The sequence below is a fragment of the Microbacterium paraoxydans genome, assembly GCF_900105335.1.
GTDB classification, from domain to species: Bacteria; Actinomycetota; Actinomycetes; order Actinomycetales; family Microbacteriaceae; genus Microbacterium; species Microbacterium paraoxydans.
Genome location: NZ_LT629770.1, coordinates 3,276,857 through 3,295,226 on the forward strand (window position 1 = coordinate 3,276,857; position 18,370 = coordinate 3,295,226).

At 72.3% G+C, this 18,370-nt stretch carries 16 protein-coding genes; 9 read left to right on the forward strand and 7 right to left on the reverse strand.

What is annotated here, in order from left to right:
• The first annotated feature begins 5 nt into the window (after positions 1-5).
• The 4 genes from manA to BLU02_RS15950 all read left to right on the forward strand — a co-directional run bounded on the left by manA (position 6) and on the right by BLU02_RS15950 (position 6,106).
• Positions 6-1,133: a mannose-6-phosphate isomerase, class I gene (gene manA, locus BLU02_RS15935; RefSeq protein ID WP_060921731.1), complete on the forward strand. Its 1,128-nt coding sequence runs from the start codon at positions 6-8 to the stop codon at positions 1,131-1,133.
• Positions 1,134-1,294: 161 nt separating this feature from the next.
• Positions 1,295-1,612 carry a WhiB family transcriptional regulator gene (locus BLU02_RS15940; RefSeq protein WP_060921730.1) on the forward strand — a complete coding sequence of 106 codons (318 nt, stop codon included), beginning with the start codon at positions 1,295-1,297 and terminating at the stop codon, positions 1,610-1,612.
• Between the two features lie 82 nt (positions 1,613-1,694).
• Positions 1,695-4,727: a glycosyltransferase gene (locus tag BLU02_RS15945; protein ID WP_082750000.1), complete on the forward strand. Its 3,033-nt coding sequence runs from the start codon at positions 1,695-1,697 to the stop codon at positions 4,725-4,727.
• Positions 4,724-6,106, forward strand: a complete 1,383-nt coding sequence (locus BLU02_RS15950; protein ID WP_060921729.1) for a DUF5719 family protein — start codon at positions 4,724-4,726, stop codon at positions 6,104-6,106. Before BLU02_RS15945 ends, BLU02_RS15950 begins: the two co-directional genes overlap by 4 nt.
• 9 nt (positions 6,107-6,115) lie before the next feature.
• On the opposite strand, the gene BLU02_RS15955 is transcribed toward BLU02_RS15950, so the two are convergent.
• Entirely contained in the window at positions 6,116-6,541 is a 426-nt protein-coding gene (locus tag BLU02_RS15955) for a hypothetical protein (RefSeq protein ID WP_231919600.1), read from the reverse strand.
• 78 nt (positions 6,542-6,619) lie between these two features.
• On the opposite strand from BLU02_RS15955, the gene BLU02_RS15960 reads away from it, so the two are divergent.
• A complete protein-coding gene (locus tag BLU02_RS15960) occupies positions 6,620-6,826 on the forward strand; it encodes a DUF3499 family protein (protein WP_025103036.1) in 207 nt (68 codons plus the stop codon).
• Between the two features lie 29 nt (positions 6,827-6,855).
• Here BLU02_RS15960 and BLU02_RS15965 read toward each other — a convergent pair whose 3' ends face one another.
• Positions 6,856-7,665, reverse strand: a complete 810-nt coding sequence (locus BLU02_RS15965) for an RDD family protein (RefSeq protein WP_060921728.1) — start codon at positions 7,663-7,665, stop codon at positions 6,856-6,858.
• 16 nt (positions 7,666-7,681) lie between these two features.
• On the opposite strand from BLU02_RS15965, the gene BLU02_RS15970 reads away from it, so the two are divergent.
• Positions 7,682-8,674 (forward strand): stage II sporulation protein M, encoded by a 993-nt coding sequence (locus tag BLU02_RS15970; RefSeq protein WP_060921727.1) that lies wholly within the window; start codon positions 7,682-7,684, stop codon positions 8,672-8,674.
• A 16-nt stretch (positions 8,675-8,690) separates the two neighbouring features.
• Here BLU02_RS15970 and BLU02_RS15975 read toward each other — a convergent pair whose 3' ends face one another.
• The 5 genes from BLU02_RS15975 to BLU02_RS15995 all read right to left on the reverse strand — a co-directional run bounded on the left by BLU02_RS15975 (position 8,691) and on the right by BLU02_RS15995 (position 14,185).
• Entirely contained in the window at positions 8,691-9,998 is a 1,308-nt protein-coding gene (locus BLU02_RS15975) for a DUF58 domain-containing protein (RefSeq protein ID WP_060921726.1), read from the reverse strand.
• Entirely contained in the window at positions 9,999-10,922 is a 924-nt protein-coding gene (locus BLU02_RS15980; protein ID WP_231919692.1) for an AAA family ATPase, read from the reverse strand. It abuts the gene before it with no gap.
• A 97-nt stretch (positions 10,923-11,019) separates the two neighbouring features.
• Positions 11,020-12,204, reverse strand: coding sequence for a DUF4350 domain-containing protein (locus tag BLU02_RS15985; RefSeq protein WP_060921724.1), 1,185 nt, complete (start codon positions 12,202-12,204; stop codon positions 11,020-11,022).
• Positions 12,201-12,872 carry a DUF4129 domain-containing protein gene (locus BLU02_RS15990; RefSeq protein ID WP_082749998.1) on the reverse strand — a complete coding sequence of 224 codons (672 nt, stop codon included), beginning with the start codon at positions 12,870-12,872 and terminating at the stop codon, positions 12,201-12,203. Before BLU02_RS15990 ends, BLU02_RS15985 begins: the two co-directional genes overlap by 4 nt.
• Entirely contained in the window at positions 12,839-14,185 is a 1,347-nt protein-coding gene (locus BLU02_RS15995) for a glycerophosphoryl diester phosphodiesterase membrane domain-containing protein (protein WP_083371092.1), read from the reverse strand. Before BLU02_RS15995 ends, BLU02_RS15990 begins: the two co-directional genes overlap by 34 nt.
• 95 nt (positions 14,186-14,280) lie before the next feature.
• Between BLU02_RS15995 and mtrA the strand changes: the two genes are divergently transcribed.
• From mtrA to BLU02_RS16010, 3 genes are read left to right on the forward strand one after another with little or no spacing between them, the layout of a single operon-like run.
• A complete protein-coding gene (mtrA, locus tag BLU02_RS16000) occupies positions 14,281-14,961 on the forward strand; it encodes an MtrAB system response regulator MtrA (protein WP_025103044.1) in 681 nt (226 codons plus the stop codon).
• Positions 14,962-14,968: 7 nt separating this feature from the next.
• Positions 14,969-16,648 (forward strand): MtrAB system histidine kinase MtrB, encoded by a 1,680-nt coding sequence (mtrB, locus tag BLU02_RS16005; protein ID WP_060923278.1) that lies wholly within the window; start codon positions 14,969-14,971, stop codon positions 16,646-16,648.
• The gene (locus tag BLU02_RS16010; RefSeq protein ID WP_060923277.1) at positions 16,645-18,363 is read left to right on the forward strand and encodes an LpqB family beta-propeller domain-containing protein; all 1,719 of its coding nucleotides are present in this window, start codon (positions 16,645-16,647) and stop codon (positions 18,361-18,363) included. Before mtrB ends, BLU02_RS16010 begins: the two co-directional genes overlap by 4 nt.
• Positions 18,364-18,370: the final 7 nt, after the last annotated feature.

Here is an 18,370-nt window from a genome sequence, read left to right on the forward strand (position 1 = left end):
GGGGCATGCTGCGCAGCCTCACCAACGTGCCCCGCGACTACGCCTGGGGATCGTCCTCCCTCCTCGCCGAGCTCGAAGGCCGCACCCCGACGGGCGCGCCGGAGGCCGAGGTGTGGTTCGGCGATCACCCCGGCGATCCCGCCGACCTCGCGGACGGCGGGACGCTGGACGAGGTGACCGGGGGCTCGCTGCCGTACCTGCTGAAGCTCCTCGCCGCCGCGCGGCCCTTGTCGATCCAGGTGCACCCGACCAGGGAGCAGGCGGAGGAGGGCTGGGCGCGGGAGAGCGCGCTGCCGCTGGACGACCCGCGGCGGAACTACCGCGACGCCAACCACAAGCCGGAGCTCATCGTCGCCCTGAGCGACCGCTTCGAGTCGCTCAGCGGCCTGCGTCCGGTCGCGGACACCCTGCGAATTCTCGACTCCCTCGACGACGTCCCCGGCGTGCGGGCCCTGCGGGAGCGGCTCTCGGGCGAGGGCGACCCGCTCGGGGACGCGATCGGCTGGCTGCTCGGAGGGCAGGCGCAGGGCCACGTCGACGAGATCATCTCCGCCGTCGTCGGCGCCGCCGCCAGGGAGGCGGGGGAGGAGGAGCCGGCTCTGCGGGCCGTGGCCGCGATCGCCGAGACCTCGCCGGGCGACCCGGGGGTCGTCGTCGCCCTGCTCATGAACCACGTGGTACTGCGCCGCGGCGAAGGCGTCTTCCTGCGGGCCGGACTGCTGCACGCATACCTTTCCGGCCTCGGCGTGGAGATCATGGCGGCGAGCGACAACGTGCTCCGCGGTGGTCTGACCCCCAAGCGCATCGATGTCCCCGAGCTGCTCGCCGTGCTGGACACCACCCCCGGCGAGGTCCCGGTGCTGCGGCAGACGGGCGACGAAGCCGTGACGACGTACCCGGTTCCCGTGCCCGACTTCGCCCTCCGACGGGTCCGGATCGATGGCGCGGCGGTCACCCTGGACGTCTCCGGCCCGACCATGGTGCTGGCCACGGCCGGCTCCGTCCACGTGACCGCGGAGTCCGGCGCGGAGACCGCCGTCCCGGTCGGCACGGCGGCGTTCGCCGACGCCGACGAGCGCTCCCTCACGCTCTCCGGTGCGGGTGAGGCCTTCGTCGCGACCCCCGGCCGCTGAGACGTCGTCCCCGGGGCCGCGACACGCCGAGGAACGTCCAAGAACCTTCAAGAATCGCTTGAGGTTTTACGATCCGCGACTTGACCCGAGCGAATGACACGGGTGTAATTAGGTGAGCACGGCCCGCCAGGGGGGCGGTTTCTGAAGGGTTGGAGGTCGAGATGACGGGTTACCGTTCCGATGTGCCGGAGAACTGGTTCGTCGATCCAGTCAACCTCGGTGTCCCCGGGGTCCGCCGGTCCGACCAGGACGACGACAACGCCCTCGCCTGGCAGAGCGATGCGCTCTGCTCGCAGACCGACCCCGAGGCGTTCTTCCCGGAGAAGGGCGGCTCGACGCGGGACGCCAAGCGCATCTGCACGGCGTGCGACGTCCGTGGCGAGTGCCTCGAGTACGCGCTGGCCAACGACGAGCGCTTCGGCATCTGGGGCGGTCTCTCCGAGCGCGAGCGGCGCAAGCTCAAGCGTCGCGCCAGCTGACCCGACTTCGCGGCGCGGCTTCCCGGGCGCGCCGGGAGCGGTGCGCATCCCGGCGTGACGCCCCGCATAGGCTGACCACGTCATGCCAGCCCGAGTTCATGCCCTCATCGTCGCGCGCCCCGGCCCCTCCGCCCGCGCCCAGCTCCTCCGCACGCTCGACGCCGTGCGCTCGCAGACGCTCCCGCCCGCGGCCGTCACACTGATCATCTGCGGCGACGCCACCACCGCACGGGAGAGCGAAGCCGTCGCCGCCACCGTCGAGGGCATCATCGAGGCGCGCGCGTCGACCTCGTTCGCCGAGGCCCTCGATCTGGCGCGCCCGCGCGTCCTCGACGGATCGGCGATCTGGATCCTCGCGCAGGACACCGCCCCGCACCCGCGTGCGCTGGAGCGTCTCACCGGCATGCTGGAGCGGTCGCCGTCCGCCGCGATCATCGCGCCGAAACTCGTCGCCACCGACAATGAGCGCGAGATCGTCTCCTTGGGCGTGAGCATGACCACGTTCGGCCGCTCGGTCGAGCTGGCGGCGGGGGAGTTGGACCAGGGCCAGCACGACCGGATGGATGACGCCCTCGGCGCCGACATCCGGGGCCTGCTCATTCGCGGAGAGGTGCGCGAGGCGCTTCGCCCCGATCCTGCCCTCGGGGGTGCGGACGAAGGCCTCGACCTCGGCGTGCGGGCGCGACTCGGAGGCGGCCGTGTCGTCCTCGCTCCGGCTGCGAGGGTCTCCGCCGCTCCGGACGGCCCTGCGGCGCTCCCGGCGGGACGGGCGCGCCGTGCCTTCGTCACCCGCCTCGCCCAGCTGCATCGCCGCCTCGCCTATGCGCCTGCCGCCGCCGTGCCGCTGCACTGGCTGACGTTCCTGCCGCTCGCGCTGTGGCGTTCCCTCACCCATCTCATCGGCAAGCGGCCGGAGGCCGTGTTCCCGGAGTGGGGGGCTGCTCTCCTCGCGATGGTCCGTTTCGGCGCCGTCGCCCGATCGCGCGCCCGGATCCGTTCGTTCCGATCCTCCACCTGGGCGAGCATCGCCCCGCTGCGCGTCACCCCCGCACAACTGCGTCGCCGGCTCGACGACGGGCACGGCAGCGAGCATGGTGCCGTCAGCGAGCTCCGCTTCTTCTCCGGGGGCGGAGCCTGGGCGGTGCTGGCCGCGCTGGTGGTGAGCATCGCCTCCTTCACGAGTCTCCTGGCCTGGCCGGCGCTGGGAGGCGGTGGCCTCCTTCCCTTGCGTGAGACCGTCGGCGCGTTGTGGCAGGACGCGGCATGGGGTCTGCGCGGGATCGGCGTCGATCTCGTCGGACCGGCGGACCCGTTCGCTGCGATCATCGCCGTCCTGGGGTCGCTGTGGCCTGGCGCGCCGTCCTTCGCGATGGTGCTGCTGTGGATCCTCGCGCTGCCGCTCGCAGTCCTCGGCGGATGGTTCGCCGCGACCCGGGTCACCGATCGGGCCGGACTGCGCATCTTCGCCGGCATCGCGTGGGCGCTCGCGCCGACTTTCCTCACCGCGCTCGTGGACGGGCGGCCTTCTGCCGTGCTCGTCCACCTGCTGCTCCCGTGGCTGTTCCACTCGGCGGTGGTCGCCCACCGATCCTGGGGCGCGGCCGGCAGTGCGTCCCTGCTCCTGGCGGCGGTCGTCGCCTGTGCACCGGTCCTGGCTCCGGCCCTCGCGCTGCTGTGGGTCGTGGCTCTGGGGATCGTGCTCGGCACGGCGCAGTTCCGAGGTGCGGGCCGCCTGCTCTGGCTTCCCCTGCCCACCGCGGTGCTGTTCGCTCCCCTGATCTTCTGGCAGCTCGCCCACGGCAGCGCGCTCGGTCTGCTCGCCGATCCCGGCCTGACGTGGCTGGGGCCGCAGGCGTCGGCCGACGCCGCCGGACGCCTGGCGATCGCCGGGGGCTTCCCGACGAACGATCTGGCGGGCTGGGCGAGCGTCGTCCCCGGAACCTGGGCGGCGCTGCTCTGCGCACCGCTCGCGCTGCTCGCGCTGGGATCCGCCGTCTCCCCTCGATGGCGGGCGGGCATCACCCTGCTGGTCGTCGCGCTCAGCGGACTGGCAACCGCCTTTCTCGCCGTCGGGATCAGCGTCGCCGCCGCGGGGGGCACCCCGGTGCCGATCTGGCCCGGCACCGGTCTGAGCCTCGCCTGGATCGGCGTCGTGGGTGCCGCGACGATCACGCTCGACACGGCGATCACGCTGCCGCGCCTGCGCGTCGCCGCCACAGGGGTGGCCGCCCTCGCCCTCGTGGCGTGCGCTGTCCCTGCTCTCACCGCCTTCCACACCGACCGCTCCGCACTGACGAACGGCCCCGAGTCCACCCTTCCCGCCTATGTGCGAGCCCAGGCGGCAGGGGACCGGCCGATCTCCACTCTCATCCTCACGCCCCAGAACGACGGCGGTCTCGCTGTCGTCGTGGTGCGCGGTCCCAGCGAGACCCTGGGCTCGCAGACCACGATGCTCTCGACGGCGGTCGAACCGCAGGGGACCGACATCGCGACTCTCGCCGTCGACCTCATCTCCGCCCGCGACTTCGACGCGCCGGCGGAACTGCTCGCGCAGGGGATCAGCTACGTCCTCCTCGCGGAGGCGCCGGGCGAGGGGGATCGCGCACGCACACTGCGCACGGCGTCCGTAGCCGCGATCGACCAACGGGCCGGCCTCGTGCAGGCCGGGTCGACGGATCGAGGAGTCCTCTGGCGCCTCGAGGGCGAGCCGGCGGCGTCGGCATCGCTGAGCGCGACCCAGGAGGGCACCGCCCGGCTCGTCGTGACGGTGCAGCTCCTGGTCCTGCTCGCCGCGCTGCTCCTGTCCATCCCGACGCGCGCGTCGCGTCGGGCGGCGAGGGCGCAGTCGCGGATCGTCGGCAGGGCGCCGGAGGAGCCGCTGGTGCTCCCGCGGCATGCGGAGGACACCGTGCCAGACGCGGCTGACGTGCCGCCGGTCGGCACCGTCGAGGATCCGCAGGACGAGCCCGCGCTGGCCGACGAGGCGCTCGCCCCGATCGCCGACGCGCACCCGACCGACGAAGACCATGACGACGTGCCGGACGGCGCTCCGACCGAGGACCGTGCGTCCGCCGAGAGCCGAGGAAGCACCGGCACCGAGGAGGACCACCGATGACCGGCAACCGTGCGTTCCGCGTCGCCGCGACCAGTGCGCGCGTCGTCACCGGAGTCGTGGTCGCCGCGGCCTGTGTGCTGGGCGTCGCGACCGCCGTGCACGCCCCCTGGCCGACAGTGACGCACGAGCCGGCACAGCAGCAGGTGACTCCGCTCCCGGGGGACAGCGTCCTGGTGTGCGCGGGCGATTTCCGCGCTCTCGGTCGCAACACGGCCGCCCCGTCGGAGATGCGCCGGGCGGCGACTCCTGAACTCACGGCAGGGGGCACGAGCGGTGTCCCGTCGCAGGCGGGGCTCGCCGTCCCGGATCTGGTGGACGGACAGGAGGTGCCCGTGCTCACCGGCGCCGTGGAGGGACGCACGGCGCCGCTCATCGCGGGAGCCGAGTCGTCCACCCTCGCCGCGGACGACCTCGCCGGCTTCGCAGCATCGCCCTGCGGGATCCCGCGGCTGGAGTCGTGGCTCGTCGGAGGGTCGGTGGGCACCGGAGCAGAGGATGTAGTTCTCCTCGCCAACGCGTCCGACGTCCCCGCGACCGTGACCCTCGCGGTATACGGATCGGCGCGTGGCGGTCGTACCGTCATCGTCCCTCCGCGCACGCAGACGGCGCTGCCGCTGACCTCCATCGCCGCAGGCAACGACATCCCCGTCGTCAAGGTGAGCGCGGTCGGGGCCCCGGTCCGCGCCGTCCTGCAGTCCGCGCTGATGCAGGTGCTCGACCCGGTGGGGGCCGACCAGCAGGAAGCGGTGCCCGGGCCCCAGCAGCGCGTCGTGCTCCCAGGCGTGCAGGCGTTCGCCGCGACGGGGGACCAGGGAGACATGACGGTGCTGCGACTGCTTGCTCCCGGCGCGGACGCGGTCGCCCAGGTCCGCGTGACCGCCGAGGGCGGCGGTGCCGGTCTGGACGAGTTCACGGTGCCGCTGACCGCGGACGAGCCGGCCCAGGTCTCGCTCAGCGGCCTCGAGCCCGGGACGTACACCGTGGAGATCGAGGCCGACGCCCCGGTCATCGCGGGAGTCCGTCAGCAGGACGGCTTCGGAGCGGATTCCGACTTCGCGTGGGTCACCCCCGCCCCCGAGATCGATGCGGAGGTCGCGTTCGCGGTGCCGTCCGGTCCGTCTCCGCGACTCCAGCTGGCCAACACGTCCGACGAGGACACCACCGTCGCGCTCTCGTCCGTCGACGGGGGGTCGCCGCAGGAGATCGTCATCCCGGCGGGGGAGACCCGAGGGCTCGATGTCGCGGCGGAGACGACCTACCTGCTCCGGCCATCGGGTGAGGTGCATGCCGCCGTCGCGATGACCGCGCCGGGCGCCGTTGCCGTGCTCCCGGTCCCGCCGTCCCCTGGCGTCGAGACGTCGATCACCGTCTACCCCTGACGAGCCGGATCAGTGGTCGTGGCCGAGATCCCACGGCTCCCGGCCCACGTACTCGGCCGCCGCGCGGAAGACAGCGCTCTCGATCGCCATCCGTCGATGCGCGGCGTCGTCGTGACCGGGCGGAAGAAGGCGTTCGACGGGGATGCGGAAGAGGACGATCCTCCGCTGCTCACGGTCGAGATGCCAGCGCGGCACCTCGCCGTCGGCGTCGTACGACGGCAGCGCACCGATCTCGAACCGGACGTCCTGGAGCTCCGGCCACGTCCCGCGGAGGAACTCGACCGCGGTGCCGACGGTGAGATCGAAGCGATCGATGCGCCCATCCAAAGGGGCGAGCGGAGGCTTGACGACCTCGCTGCGCCCGAGGCGGCCGTGTCGGCCGTGCCTGGCACCGCGGCGAGCGGCGGAGGCGGGGACGGAACGGCGACGGGGCATGTCGAAAAGTCTAGGCGCAGCGGCCGCTTCCGGCGCGGCACCGCCGCCGCGGTCGGATGGAGTCGTACGCTGACGGGGATGGACGGACGACTGTGCTCGAAGGTCGGCTGCGCGCGCGAGGCCGTGGCCACCCTCACGTATGACTACGGCGACCAGATGGCCGCACTCGGCCCGCTCGGCGCGGCGAACGATCCGCAGGCGCACGACCTCTGCGCGCCGCACGCCGACCGGCTCTCGGTCCCCGCGGGATGGCTCGTCGTCCGCCACGAGGCGCTGCGCGCATGAGCGCGGACCGCCCCTGACCGGCGAGGCCGTCAGACGCTGAGACGGCGACCGGTCAGGCGCTCCGCGCGCCGGTCCGCGGTGGCGAGCGCGCGGCGTTCGCGCTCGCGCCGGAGAACGGTGACACCGACCAGGACGAGCTCGGGTGGCGCAGCCGGTAGGGGGGAGATGAAGGGCGCGGCCTCGGTGAGCAGATCGCGGGCTACCCGCTCCCGCGCAGCCGGGAGCATGCGGGGAGCGCTCACGAGGAACTGCGAGATGCGCCGGGCGAGTCGGTCCGGAAGGCGCGCCACATCGGCCACCTGTGCCCACGCCGTCAGCTGCGGAGGCAGCACCGGTGCGAGCGTGACCAGCTTCGGAGTGCGCACCCGCTGGCTGTACGTGCCGGCGACGAGGTCGCCCAGCCGCTGGGATCGAGCCGTGAAGGCGCCGACGAGCACGGCGAGGCCGCCGAAGGTGAGGTAGATCTCGAGGACGCCGAGCAGCGCGCGGATGAACGCGTGGCGGAATCCGGCGGCTCCGCCGTCCATCCGCACGATCCTGCCGCCGACGGCGAGTTTTCCGAGGCTCCGTCCCTTCAGCGCCACCTCCATCGTGATCGGCAGGATCACGAAGCTGATGACGAGGGAAGCCACGAGGGCGATGCGGTCGGTCGCCGGGTCGAGCACGCCGATGTCGAGGAGCCAGATGCGCAGGAGGATCGACCCGACGAAGACGGCATAGCCGAGCAACATGTCGATGACGGCCCCGGCCGCCCGAAGGAGGAACCCCACGGGCTGGACGTCGATCGCGACCGCCTCCCCGGAGAGCACCTCATCGGAGACGTCGATCTGCGCGGACATGAGTACAGTAAATCAGGTGGATGCCGATGCCCTCACCGATGTGCGCCGGTCCGAATGGGAACGGTTGGACACCCTCAGTCGCGCCCGTCTGGACGGCGCCGGTGTCGATGAGCTCATCGTGCGGTACCGCGCCGCCTCGGCCGATCTCGCGGAGCTCAAGACGTCGGTCGGGGAGTCGCCGCAAGGCGCCTACCTCTCCACGATCCTCGTGCGCGCGCGGCTCCGGCTCACGGGTGCTGCCGACAGCATCCTCACGCAGACGTCGCGGTTCTTCCGTCTCCAACTGCCCGCAGCCCTCTACCGGCTGCGGTGGACGACCCTCGTCATCGCTCTCGCCTTCGTGGCCGTCGCCGTCGGCACCGCGGCCTGGATCGCGAGCGACCCCGCCCTCGTCGCCACTCTCGGGCCGCCCGACGCCCTTCAGCAGTACGCCGACGAGAGCTTCACGGGGTACTACACCGAGAACCCGGCAGCAGTGTTCATGGGCATGGTCTGGACGAACAACGCCTGGATCGCGATGCAGTGCGTGCTGTTCGGGGTGACCGGCATCTGGCCCGTCTACATGCTCGTGCAGAACGCCATGGGGCTGGGCACGTCCGGTGCGGTCATGGCGGTCCACGACAAGGCCGACCTCATGATCCTGTACATCCTTCCGCACGGCATGCTCGAGATGACGTGCATCTTCGTCGCTGCGGCCGCCGGTCTGCACATGTTCTGGGCCTGGGTCGCCCCGGGCCACCGCACGCGCGGCGAGGCGCTCGCGGAGGAGGGCAGGGCGCTGGCCACCGTCGCCCTCGGTCTCGTGTTCGCGCTCTTCCTCTCCGGACTCGTCGAGGGTTTCGTCACCGGATGGGCCCTGCCCTGGCCGGTCAAGATCGGCATCGGTGCCGCGGCCCTCGCGGTCTTCCTCATCTACATGCTCGTGATCGGCCGACGCGCTTCTCGTCGCGGCGAGACCGGTGATCTCGTGGAGTACGAGTCCGGCACGCCGCGGCTCGTCGCCGGGTGAGGGTCGGCGTCCGCGGTCAGAGCCGCCCCGCCGCCTTGAGCTCGAGGTAGCGGTCGGCGATCCGCGGCGGGAGGTCTTCGGGGTCCGCGGCGATGGCCTCGCCGCCGGCCCGACGGATCGCGTCCGCGACGTTCTCGGCGTCCCGGAGCGTGCGCTCGGCGGCGGCGGCGAGATAGACGTCCTCGCGTGATCCTCGGGCGCGGGCCAGCGCGGCGATGCCGTCATCGGTCACCGACCCGACGAGCACCGTCGTCGCGCGCGAGGCGTCCGGGAAGGCCCCGAGGAAGCCCCGGGCGGACTCGGCCGCGTCCTGAGCGGTGAGCACGACGACGAGGGACGGCCGCGTCGTCAGCGTGCGCACCGCCGCGAAGGCCGCATGCCAGTCCGTGTCGACGAGGCGGGCGTGCACCGGAGCCATCGCATCGGTGAGCGCGGGCAGGAGCGCGGCGCCGTCCACTCCGGTCACCCGTGCCCGGGTGACCCTGTCGTGCATGAGGAGGTGGACGTGATCCCCCGCCCGTGCGGCGAGCGCCGACAGCAGGAGCGCCGCCTCCAACGCCGCATCGAGCCGCGTGCCGTCACCGACCCTGGCGGCAGCCGTGCGCCCGGTGTCGACGATGAGGACCACATGCCGGTCCCGCTCGGGACGCCACGTGCGGAGCATCGTCGTGCCCGCCCGCGCCGTCGCCCGCCAGTCGATGGAGCGCACGTCGTCGCCGCGGACGTACTCGCGCAGCGAGTCGAACTCGGTGCCCTGGCCGCGGACCTGGATGCTCGTGTTGCCGTCGAGCTCGCGCAGGCGCGCCAACCGGGAGGGCAGATGCTTGCGCGAGGTGAAGGCGGGGAGCACGCGGATCGCGCCGCGGACGGGGTGCTGCGCCTGTCGGCCGGCGAGCCGCAGGGGCCCTCGGGAACGGAGCGCGACGAAGGCACTGACGAGCTCGCCCCGGCGCCGCGGACGCAGGGGGATGTCCACCCGCCGTCGTTCGCCGGGCGGGACGCGCAGGTGCTGCCGCTCGGATGGCGCTCCCGCGGTGGGCTGCCAGGCGTCGCGGAGGAGGACGTCGAGCATCCGCGTCCCCCGGTTCTGCACCGCCACGCTGACCGGGATCAACTCGCCGAGGCGCGCGCGCGACGGGACACGACGGGTGACGGTCGCCGCGCGCGGGTCGCCTGCGAAGACGAGATCGACGGCGACGAGGAGGACGCAGAGACCGATCCACCCGCCCAGGACGGCGTAGGGTGGGAAGCCCGCCAGTCCGGCGAGGACCAGCGGCACGATGCCGACGGCGAGGGCGACGGCGAGACGGCCCGTGACGAACACCTAGATCGGCACCCGGGTCTGCTGGACCACCGACGTCAGCACGGCGTCCGCGGACACGCCTTCCATCTGGGCGTCGGGGCGGAGCTGCAGGCGATGCCGCCACACCGGGACGAGCATCGTCTGGACGTGGTCGGGTGTCACAGCGGTGGAGGCGTTCAGCCACGCCCAGGCCTTCGCCGCGGCGAGGAGGCCGGTCGAGGCGCGCGGGCTGGCGCCGAGCTCCACGGATGGCGACTGCCGGGTCGCCCGGGCCAGATCGACCACATAGCCGAGGACGTCGTCGGTCACGTCCACCCGGGCTGCGGCGCGCTGGGCGGCGCGGATCTCGTCGGCGCCGATCACCGCCTCCACTCCCGTGAGTTCGCGCGGGGAGAAGCCTTGCGCATGGCGCCGGAGCACGGCCACCTCGGCATCGCGTTCCGGCATGCCGACCACGAGCTTCATCAGGAAGCGGTCGAGCTGGGCCTCCGGCAGCGAATACGTCCCCTCGTGCTCGATCGGGTTCTGCGTCGCGGCGACGAGGAAGGGATCGGGCAGCGCGCGGCTCACGCCGTCCGCCGAGACCTGGCGTTCCTCCATCGCCTCCAGGAGCGCCGCCTGGGTCTTCGGCGGAGTGCGGTTGATCTCGTCCGCCAGCAGGATGTGGGTGAAGACCGGTCCCGCGCGGAAGTCGAACTCCCCGGTCCGGGCGTCATAGACGAGAGACCCCGTGACGTCACCCGGCATCAGGTCGGGCGTGAACTGCACCCGCTTGGTGTCGAGGCCCAATGCGCGTGCGAACGAGCGCACGACCAGGGTCTTCGCCACCCCCGGCACCCCTTCCAGCAGCACGTGGCCGCGGGCCAGGAGCGACACCAGCAGGCCGGTGACCGTGCCGGCCTGGCCCACCACCGCTTTGTCGACCTCGGTGCGGACGCGGTGCATGGCCTGCCGCAGCGCGGCGTCGTCGGCGGGACTGTTCTCGTCGGTCACGGGGTCTCCTCGGCTTCGGTCGTGAAAGGGATGCGGGGTGGACGGATGCTCATGAGCGGCTTCCCGGGGACTGTGTGCTCGTCTCCACGGCTCTCTCCAGCTCGTCCAGGCGTCGGGCGAGGGCGACGAGCGCAGCGTCATCGCCGGGCGGCGGCCCCGCCAGAAGACTCTGCAGTGTGCCGCGGGGGATCCGGAGGCGATCGGCGGCGGCGTCGGCGATCTCGTCGGCGTCCGCATGCACGGCCAGCCCGAGACGTCGCGCGAGTCGTCTTCGGGTGCCTTCTCGGAGCGCTTCGGCGGCGTGCGGGGCGTCGGCGGCCCTGGCGGTGAGGCGGGCGCGTCCGTGCATGGTCTCCGACGCACGCACGGTGACGGGGAGCGTCTCGGCGACGAGCGGACCGAATCGCCGGCCTCGGGCGATTGCGACGGCGAGGCCGGCGGTGAGCAGCAGCAGGATCGCCGGCGTGACCCATTCGGGGGTGAGCGTGCCGAGGGTGTCGGGGGAGGAGGTCTCGATATCGGTGTCTTCGAAGGAAGGCACGTACCAGACGACCCGGTCGGTCTGCCCGAGCAGGGCGAGGGCGAGCGCGGCGTTGCCGTCTTCGGCGAGAGCCGCGTTGCTGAACAGCTTCACTCCCTCGACGACCGCGCGGTATCCGTTCCTCTCGTCGACGAGGACGGCCGCGGCGCCGTCTTCGCCGAAGCAGCCGGTGACGCCGTCGGCGGGGGTGAAGAGCCGATCGGGGCGGATGTCGCCGACCTCGGCGAAGGCGGGCATGGCGCACCCGGCTGATCGCGGCGACGCCGGGCCGGAGGCGTTCTCACCGATGGCGAGCTCGCTCAGCAGGTGCGTCCCGGTGGAGAGGAAGACGACACGGTCGGCCGGCGCGAGGAGATCCGCCAGCGCGTCGTCCGAGAGGGTGTAGGGGTTGGTCAGGACGAGGGTGCTGTCCGCGTCGAGAGCGGCGACGGCTGCGGCCCGGGAGCGGACGACCTCCACCTCGACCCCCTGATCCCGCAGGATCTCGGCCAGGGCGAGAGCGCCGGTTCCCGAGCGGCTCTCCGGATCGAGGGTGCCGCGCGCGCCGGGTCCGCTGGCCGCGAGCTGGGAGGCCGCGAGGGCGACCGCGATCACGAGTGCCGCGACGAGGAGCCATCCGAGGACGGAGGCGGTGCGACGCCGCGGACGCTCGGCGGTGCCGCCGGCGGCGAGGTCGGGTGCGGTCGTCGTCACGCGGGCACCTCCTCGGGGCGGCGGGCACGGAGGCGCTCGTCGGTCGCCGCGAGGTGCCGGTAGTCGTCCTCGGTGGCCGGGTGCCGGAGATAGCGCACATCGTCGAAGCATGCGGCGGCGTGCCGGAGGGCGTCCGCCTCATCGGCGAACACCGCGCTCGCGGAGCGGGCGAGCGATTGTGCGGTCGCGCCGGGCGCCGGATCGATGAGGTCGCGCTCGAGCAGGTTGCGGGCGATCGCGCGATACCGGAGCACGACGGCGGTGTCCCAGTCCTGCTGGCGTGCGCTGCGCTCGGCATCGGCGCGGAGCTGAGCGGCGCTGCGATCGTCGGCGGCGCCGAGCAGTTCTCCCTGGGGGCGGCGGACCGCTCGCGACCGTCGGGGTCGTCCCCAGACGATCAGCGCAGTGACCAGGGCCGCGGCGATGAGGACCGTGACGACGACGAGTGCGGTCGGGCCGACGTTCGCCCCGTTGTCCCCGCTGAAGAGGTCGGTGAGGAATCGCATCACATCGCGGGCGAGCAGATCGAACCAGGTCGGCTTGGCGTCCGCGTACCGCGGGTTGGACAGCTCCTCCTCGGCCCAGCGTCGTGCCTCATCCCCGTCCGGGACGAAGACGTCGTCGAAGCGCCGCATCATGGCTGCGGGGGGCTGCCCGGAGCCGTCCATCCGCCTCCCGCCTCGGCGGGGGGTGAGGCCGGAGGCGCCGGTGCGGGCGGGGGCGGCGGAGCGAAAGCCGGGGGAGCGGCCGGCGCCGTCTGCGCGCCGGGCGCGGGCGGCGGCGCGTACCCGGGGGGACCGTAAACCGCGGGACCGTACCCGGGGGTGCCGTATCCGGGGGTGCCGTATCCGGGGGCACCGTATGCCTGCGTCATCATGACGTGCTCCGGCACCTGGCGCGGCGGGGGAGCACTGGAGACTGCTCGCGAGGGATCGACCGCGAACGGATCGCCGAGCTGCTCCTCGGGGACGCCGAGGTCGCGGCGCTCGACATGGGAGAGGAGGGCCTGGTCCAGACCCTCGTAGCGCATCCGGCAGTCGAGGTAGACGAGCACGCCGCCGGTGCTCTGCACGACGATGGCGATCGCCTGCAGGATCAGCAGGAGAACCTGCGGGGCGAGGAGGGCGAAGACGTACCCGACCACCGCGCTCGGCTCACTGGCGCCGGTCGGCGCGATGACGGTGCCGAGGAACGAGGAGAGCATGGCGGTCGGGAAGCTGACCACCTGCATCGCCAGGCCCATGATCAGGCTGATGAGGAACGTCACGCCGAATGCGACCCAGAAGCGGCCGCGGGTCAGGCGCCAGGAACGCACGAACGCCTCGCGGAAGCGGGCGCGCTCCAGCACGAGGATCGAGGGGACGAGCAGCAGCTTGGTCGACAGCCACACGGTGAGCGGGATCGCGGCCAGGCCCAGGATGACCACGACGAGCACGACGATGCCGATCATCTCCGGGGTGCCGCCGAGGCCGCCGGCGATGAGCGCGCCGATGACGCCCGCGACGATCGCGAGGCCGCCGAAGAGGGCGACCACCGAGAGGGAAGCGAAACCCGCGAGCCGCCAGAACGCCGGGGCCATCCGGCGCCACAGCATGCGCAGCGTGGCCTTGACGCCGACCGTGGCGTAGCCGACCTCGGCGGCCACGACGCCCTGCATGATCGCGGTGAACGCGATGGACGCGAGCCCGACGAGGAGTCCGGCGAGGAGGTTGATGGCGATCGTGCCGGCGAACACGGCCTCGAAGTCGGGGGAGGAGGGGGAGACCGTCTCCAACCGGGAGAACGTCGTGAACAGGACGACGCCCATCACCCCGGCCGTGGCGATGACCACGATGAGCTGGATGACGACGGCGAACCCGAACAGGACCTTCGGGTTGTGCCGCAGCGCCGCGAAGGCCTTGCCCAGCAGCATGCCGAAGGTCAGCGGGTGAAGGGGGATGATGCCCTTCCGGGGAGCTGGGGTCCACGTCTGGCCGCTCACGGGCCTCCCTCCGTCGTGCGCTCCCATCGTGTCATATCCTCGCGCTGAGGCGCAGACCTGCGGAGGGCGGGACTCGGTGCCATAAGGTAACAGTTATGACCTCACGCATCCTTGTGGTCGACGACGACACCGCGCTCGCCGAGATGATCGGCATCGTGCTGCGCACGGAGGGATTCGAGCCGGTGTTCTGCGCGGACGGCGCGCGCGCCGTCGACGAGTGGCGCGCGCAGCGTCCCGACCTGGTGCTCCTCGACCTGATGCTCCCCGGTATGGACGGCATCGAGATCTGCACGCGGATCCGCGCCGAGTCGGGGGTGCCGATCATCATGCTGACGGCACGCAGCGACACGGCAGACGTGGTGCGCGGTCTCGAGGTCGGGGCCGACGACTACATGGTCAAGCCGTTCAATCCCAAGGAGCTCGTGGCGCGCATCCGCACCCGGCTGCGGCCGACGCCGCAGGCCTCCAGCGAGCAGCTGCGGATCGGCGACCTCACCGTCGACGTGGACGCGCACGAGGTGCGCCGCGGGACGACGCCGATCGCCCTCACACCGCTGGAGTTCCAGCTCCTCGTGGCCCTCGCCTCCAAGCCGCAGCAGGTGTTCTCCCGGGAGATGCTCCTCGAGCAGGTCTGGGGCTACCACTACAAGGCCGACACCCGGCTCGTGAACGTGCACGTGCAGCGCCTGCGGGCGAAGGTGGAACTCGACCCGGACAACCCCAAGATCGTCATGACGGTCCGCGGCGTCGGCTACCGCGCCGGCAGCGTCACCTAGGGACCCCATGGCCGCGACGACAGCGACCACGGCCGTCGCCGTCCTCCGCGACTGGCGCGGTTGGCCGGACGTGCTGGCGGCGCTGTGGCGACGGTCGCTCCGGTTCCGCACCCTCGCGATCACCCTGGTCGCCACGTCGTTGGCGATCTTCATCACGTGCGTGACGATGGCGCTCGTCATCCAGAACGACCTCTTCGTGTCCCGGAAGAACGTCGCGCTGGAGGACGCACGGCGAGCGGTGGACCAGGCGCAGTCGCTCCTGGATGTGGCGGAGGTGGGCGACGATCCCGCCGCTCTGACCGATCTGTGGAACGGCATCCCCGACACCCTCTCCCGGACGTCGAGTGCCGACCTGCTCGCCGGCTTCAAGGTCCAGGACGGCTCGGGGGCGGTCCGGCTCAACGGCTTCACCGCCGGGCTCACGCCGGATCTGCTGAGCCCCGAGCTGCAGGCCAGGGTTCGCGAGTTCGACGACCGGCAGGCCTGGCAGTCCGTCGCCCTGCCCACGGAGGACGGCGGCGTGGTGCCGGGCATCGTCGTGGGGCAGCAGCTCCAGGTGCCGCAGGCCGGATCCTTCGAGATCTACTTCGCCTACGACCTCGCCGACGCCGACCAGACCCTCGTCTTCGTGCAGCGCACCCTGTGGATCGCCGGGATCGGGCTGGTGGCCATCGTCGCGGCCATCTCCTGGATCGTGCTGCGGACGGTGTCCACTCCGATCGTCCAGGCAGCGGAGACGAGCGCACGGCTCGCGGCGGGCGATCTCGGGGTGCGGCTGGAGGTGCACGGTGAGGACGAGCTCGCGACCCTCGGCCGCTCCTTCAATGCGATGGCCGACAGCATCGAGGCGCAGATCAAGGAGCTCGGCGAGCTGTCCATGGTCCAGCAGCGCTTCGTGTCCGACGTGTCCCACGAGCTGAGGACCCCGCTGACGACGATCCGCCTCGCCGCAGACATGCTCAACGACCAGCGCGACGAGTTCGACCCCACGACCGCACGCACCGCCGAGCTCCTGCACGCGCAGGTGCAGCGGTTCGACACGCTGCTGGCCGACCTGCTGGAGATCAGCCGCTACGACGCGGGGTCCGTGCAGCTCGAGCTGGAGGCGACGAGTCTCGCGCAGCTCGCCGAGGACGTCATCGAGCAGATGCGGCCGCTCGCGGAAGGACACGGCACGGAGGTCCGTCTGGTGGCGCCGGGGGGTTACTCGCCGGTGGACATGGACCCGCGCCGCGTGCGGCGGGTGCTGCGCAATCTCATCGGCAACGCGATCGAGCACGGAGAGGGACGCCCGGTCGTCGTCACGGTGGACAGCAACCAGCACGCGGTGGCGGCGGGTGTCCGCGACTTCGGGCTCGGCATGGACCCCGGGGACGCGGAACGGGTGTTCGATCGTTTCTGGCGGGCCGATCCGTCGCGTCAGCGCACCATCGGCGGCACGGGGCTCGGTCTGTCGATCGCCCTCGGCGACGCCACACTGCACGGCGGGACCCTGGCGGTCTGGTCGGAGCTCGGCGTCGGCTCGCACTTCGTGCTCACCATCCCGCGCCACGACGGAGTGCTGGACGGTCCGAGCCCGATCCCGGTGGAGCCGCAGGAGCCGCTCGCCGAACTCGGCGATGCCACGCAGCCGATCTCCATCGCCGAGGCGTACTCCGATCTGCTCGACGGGAAGGATCAGTCATGAGCACGCGCATGAGGAGTCGATTCGTCCTTGGCGCCGCACTGGCGTTGGTCGCGCTCCTGCTTCCCGCGTGCGCCGGGCTGCCGACGAGCGGAGACGTCGCCGTCGGACTGGAGCTGGGGGAGTCGCCTGACGACGTCGATGTGCTCCCGGTGGCCTCCGGTCCCGTGGCGGGGGCGGGGCCGGAAGAGATCGTGGAGGGGTTCCTCGAAGCCGGCATCACCACCTCAGACAACTGGGCGACGGCCCGGGAGTTCCTGGCCCCGCCGCTGCAGCGCAGCTGGCGGCCTTCGGCGGGGGTTTCCATCGACGCCGGGCCGGAAGCCCGCACGTTCACCTCCGACCTCGCCGACGACCAGGTCGAAGACGCCGAGGAGGCCGAGGTCCAGGTCCTGCTCGAGCTGGTCGCGAGCGTCGACGACTCCGGGGCGTACAGCGGCGCCCCCGGCGATTCGAGCGTGCCGTTCGCTCTCGCCCGTGGCGAGGACGGCGAGTGGCGGATCACCGAGGCACCGGACGGCGTGGTGATCGACCAGAGCAGGTTCCCGAACGTGTTCGAGGGATACTCGCTGCAATGGTTCGATGCGCGCTGGTCGCGGCTGGTCCCGGACATGCGATGGTTCCCGCGGCGCCAGAGTCCGGCGACGACCGTCACGCAGGCACTCGTCAGCGGCACGCCGGCGGAGTGGCTCGATCCGGCTGTGCAGACGGCTTTCCCCGCAGACGTCCAGCTGGCCCAGGACGCGGTGCTGATCACGGGGCAGGCGGCGGAGGTGGCGTTGACGCGCCCCGCGGCGAGCCTGGACGACACCACCCTGGCCCGGATGCGCACACAGCTGCAAGCCACTCTGAAGGCCGCGGGGGTGAACGTCACCCAGGTGCGTTTCAGCGTCGACGGCCGAGCGCTCGATGCGGGGGTCGTCGACGTCGTGGGCACCACGCCGGAGCCGGGGACGCTCGTGCTGAAGGACGGCAGGTTCGGTCGCATCGTCGGCGACGAGATCGCGTCGATCCCCGGGATCAGTGCGCAGATCCAGGCCGTTCCGCAGCCGATCTCGGCGATCGACGTGGCCGCGGACGATGCGACCGCCGCGTTGCAGCTGAACGACGGCCACGTGTACCTGGCGACCGAGGATGCCCGCAACGAGCTGGACGCGCGCCCGGGTCTCGTGCAGCCGTCCCTCGATCCCTATGGCTACGTGTGGTCGGTGCCCGCGGGAGCGCCACAGGCACTGCTCGCGGTCGGCCCGGACGTCGTCGGGCACGAGGTCGCCGGCGCGTGGCCGAACGCGTCGGCCATCTCCGACATCCGGGTCGCCGCGGACGGCGCCAGGGTCGCGGCGGTGGTGCGCGTCGGCGGCCAGCTCTGGGTCGTCGTCGCGGCGATCGTCCGGGACGGCGCCGGGGTGCCCACAGAGCTCGGTGAGGTACGACAGCTCATCCAGCTCACCGAGCCGTCGACCGGGCTCGTCTGGCTGGGACCCGATCGGCTTGCCGTGCTCACGGACTCCACGACGCCCCGGTTGATCGTGCAGCCGGTCGGCGGACCGGCATCGGCGGAGAGCGCGCCCAGCGATGCCGCGTCCATCGCCGGTGCCAGGACTCCTGCGGGCGTGCGCATCCTGGACACCACGGGGCAGTTGTTCGCGCACGCCGGTTCGGCGTGGCGGGAGATCGCCGAAGAGGTATCCGTCCTCGCCACACGCGCCGGCGAATGACCCTTCC

Coding starts and splice junctions, on each gene's coding strand:
- BLU02_RS15965 (WP_060921728.1), bottom strand. CDS start 7,665: ATGTCCGCGCAGATCGACGTCTCCGATGAGGTGCTCTCCGGGGAGGCG.
- BLU02_RS15980 (WP_231919692.1), bottom strand. CDS start 10,922: ATGCACCGCGTCCGCACCGAGGTCGACAAAGCGGTGGTGGGCCAGGCC.
- BLU02_RS15950 (WP_060921729.1), top strand. CDS start 4,724: ATGACCGGCAACCGTGCGTTCCGCGTCGCCGCGACCAGTGCGCGCGTC.
- BLU02_RS15990 (WP_082749998.1), bottom strand. CDS start 12,872: ATGGACGGCTCCGGGCAGCCCCCCGCAGCCATGATGCGGCGCTTCGAC.
- BLU02_RS16010 (WP_060923277.1), top strand. CDS start 16,645: ATGAGCACGCGCATGAGGAGTCGATTCGTCCTTGGCGCCGCACTGGCG.
- BLU02_RS15955 (WP_231919600.1), bottom strand. CDS start 6,541: ATGCCCCGTCGCCGTTCCGTCCCCGCCTCCGCCGCTCGCCGCGGTGCC.
- mtrB (WP_060923278.1), top strand. CDS start 14,969: ATGGCCGCGACGACAGCGACCACGGCCGTCGCCGTCCTCCGCGACTGG.
- BLU02_RS15945 (WP_082750000.1), top strand. CDS start 1,695: ATGCCAGCCCGAGTTCATGCCCTCATCGTCGCGCGCCCCGGCCCCTCC.
- BLU02_RS15960 (WP_025103036.1), top strand. CDS start 6,620: ATGGACGGACGACTGTGCTCGAAGGTCGGCTGCGCGCGCGAGGCCGTG.
- mtrA (WP_025103044.1), top strand. CDS start 14,281: ATGACCTCACGCATCCTTGTGGTCGACGACGACACCGCGCTCGCCGAG.
- manA (WP_060921731.1), top strand. CDS start 6: ATGCTGCGCAGCCTCACCAACGTGCCCCGCGACTACGCCTGGGGATCG.
- BLU02_RS15940 (WP_060921730.1), top strand. CDS start 1,295: ATGACGGGTTACCGTTCCGATGTGCCGGAGAACTGGTTCGTCGATCCA.